Raw genomic sequence first — 2,868 nt, forward strand, 5'->3', positions numbered from 1 at the left:
ATGGCACCCCCGATTGAATCCCCTGACGCTGCTGCTGATGCTGCTTCAAAACTTGTCATTACAGCTGTTATGGATTGTGAGAGGGTGCTCAGGATCTCAAACAGTGCTATGAAGATTGCGGACATCGCTGCATGCATCGGGATTAAGAGAACGACAAAGCCCATGCTTGCAAGTTCACGCCGCTTTCTCATAAGTACCTGCTCAAGCATGGAGTCTGCAACAACGGTGCCGATCTTTTTTGCATCCCCACCCATCTTTGCTGTGTCGCGGAAGATGCTGAAATACTTATAAATGAAATTGCTCCCACACTCGCCGATGAATCGTTTCCATGAGAGGTCTTCATCCAGCCCGAGGTTCAGTTTGGAGTAGACTGACAGAAGAAGGGGAGAGAGGGTGGGCATTGATTTCTTGTCAACCATGGCGAGTGCTGTTGACAATGTTACGGATTTTCCTCCCATAACCGCCCCGATACCCCGGATAAAATTTGGAAATTCATCATCGCGGGCGATGACATTGCTATTGTCAATATATGCCAGGACCGCAAGCGGGGTGAGCATGAATCCAACAAGCATAAAGACGACTCCCGCCGGAACGCCAATTGCCCAGGTGACAAGCCATGCGATGATCGTTACCGGGATGATGATCTTCTCCAGCTTCTTGATCATCGCCTGCTCTTTAGAGGACCATTCTTCTGATTTATAGACACGATCGTCGGTTGGAACGGTTTGAAACATCGTTGCGATACCAAAGAAGGAGATAAGGATCACGATTACATAGGTGATCCCGAGGGTCTCCTCAACTGAACCCGGCGTATAGATCGCAACCGATATCATCAGCGTGATGGCAATCACAACAGAGGAGAGGAGCATGGCGATGTAGGCATCCGCCCATTTCTTCAGGAGTTCATATCCTGCCTCCTGGTTATTTCTGAAGATCTCCATTGAGGAAGAGAGCTCACCATTCAGGAAATCTATGTCCGGGACACCTGATTCCATCGCATTTCCAAATCGCCGAAGCAGGGTCTTCAGAATTGCATTCTCAACCCGTTCGCCAACGATTGTTATCGCCTGGACATAGCTGTATCCAAACCGCTTGACAAAGAACTCGATCTTCTTGATGTACTTTGATGATGCATACTCCTTCTTCTCAGCGGTGCTTGCAAAGATCTCTGGCCGTGTTGCTTTTGCGATTGCAAGCGAATCCATGTACGTGACCATCAGGAGGATATCTGATGCCATCCTGCGGTCATCAAAGACTCTGGTGATCCGTTTGTATATCTTCTGAAAGAGATCTTCAAAGGGGAGTTTCCCTTCATTATTCTCCCGAAGGCGTTCAACAACATCCTCAAACATCTCTTCAGTCGCCTCCGATATCGATCTTTAAGAGACCCTGCTTCCTGACTTTTGTCAGCATATTGAAGAGATCATAGTAACGGGTGAATCCAGCCTCATGGAGCTTCTCAAGTATTTTGGCACGTTTATCGATCTCAAGGTAGATGTCGGCTTTTCTTCGCTCAGGAATACCGAGCATCGTGGCAATCTTATACTCAAGCAGGAAGCTGATACCTTTTGCATTAAAATTAAAGGTGTCGGTCACCGGTTCCCATGAGAATGCCTCGACAAAGGAGAATCCCTGGCTCTCGGGATCATATCCGACCAGCTCGGATATGGAGAGGACACGCCGCACCGTCTCACCGGTGGGCCGCTTCACCGCACTCTGGATGACAACGAGGTTTAAGCTGTCTACAAAGGTCTTTGGAATGAGGATAGGATCACCTGTTAAACGCTGGATCAGCTTTTCAACAGTTGATGCATGGAATGTTGCCATGACCGGGTGGCCTGTCTGCATCGCACCAAAGGCGACCGATCCCTCGACACCACGGATCTCTCCAACCAGAATCTGGTTTGGCCGCTGCCTGAGTGCGGCACGGAGGAGATCGAACATCGTCACTTCGCCCCCTTCACCCTCGCCTTTTCCTTTGCCCTTTGCCACCTCTCGTACCCAGTTCTTGTGAGGGATGTTCAGTTCCGGGGTATCTTCAATGGTGACGATCTTATTGTCGGGTGGCAGGAAGGCGGTGATTGCATTCAGGGTGGTGGTTTTGCCTGATGCTGTTTCACCTGAGACAAAAAGAGACATCCCGTATTCGATGAGAAGCCAGAGGTATGCAGCACACATGTAGTCCATACCGCCACTGTCGATGATATTTAAGATCGAGAGCGGCTCTCCCATCGCTTTTCGGATGGTGAAGTTGCTCCCATGCCTGCTGATCTCGGTTCCATAGACGATGTTGATACGGGAGCCGTCCAAGAGCGTTGCATCGACGATGGGGCTCTTGTAGGTGATCGGGCTTTTAATACGCTCTGCCATCTTCAGCACGAAGAGATCGAGCTCATCGGATTTTTTGAATTCGATGACAGATTTCAATCCTTTGAAGATCTTATGCTCGATGAAGATCGGCCCGACGCCATTGCAGCTGATATCTTCGATATAGCTATCCTGGAGAAACGGCTTTAAGATCCCCATATCGACTTTGTCGCGTATGAGGACGTACTCAAGTGCGGTATATTGTGCTGGTGTGACAATCACTTTTCCATCCGCAGTCTGGGGGACTCCTGGAAATTTACGTGCTACCGAGTCCTTCTTTGTGTCCCCGAGATCCTTCTGGAGGAAGTTCATGACTTTATCTTTCAGGGATGTTGAGACCTCAGCTTCCCCGGATTCAATGAGTGCGGTATCTGTTGATGTTTTAATATATGTTATCTCTTTTAAGAGTTTTTTGAGGAGATCGGCTCGTTCTTTTTCTGTTACCGGATCATAATCGAGGGCATCAAGGAGATCTACGAGCTTACATTCGATTGCGGCGTT

At 48.8% G+C, this 2,868-nt stretch carries 2 protein-coding genes; both read right to left on the reverse strand.

The features are described from left to right. Positions 1 to 1,352, reverse strand: a 1,352-nt coding sequence (locus QCH34_RS10100) for a flagellar assembly protein FlaJ (RefSeq protein ID WP_300333649.1), incomplete at its 3' end; no start/stop codon positions are given. Between the two features lie 4 nt (positions 1,353 to 1,356). Continuing rightward, a partial coding sequence (locus tag QCH34_RS10105; protein ID WP_300333652.1) for a type II/IV secretion system ATPase subunit occupies positions 1,357 to 2,868 on the reverse strand: 1,512 nt, incomplete at its 5' end.

Origin of the sequence: Methanocalculus sp., from assembly GCF_029762515.1 — an archaeon.
Taxonomy (GTDB): Archaea; Halobacteriota; Methanomicrobia; order Methanomicrobiales; family Methanocorpusculaceae; genus Methanocalculus.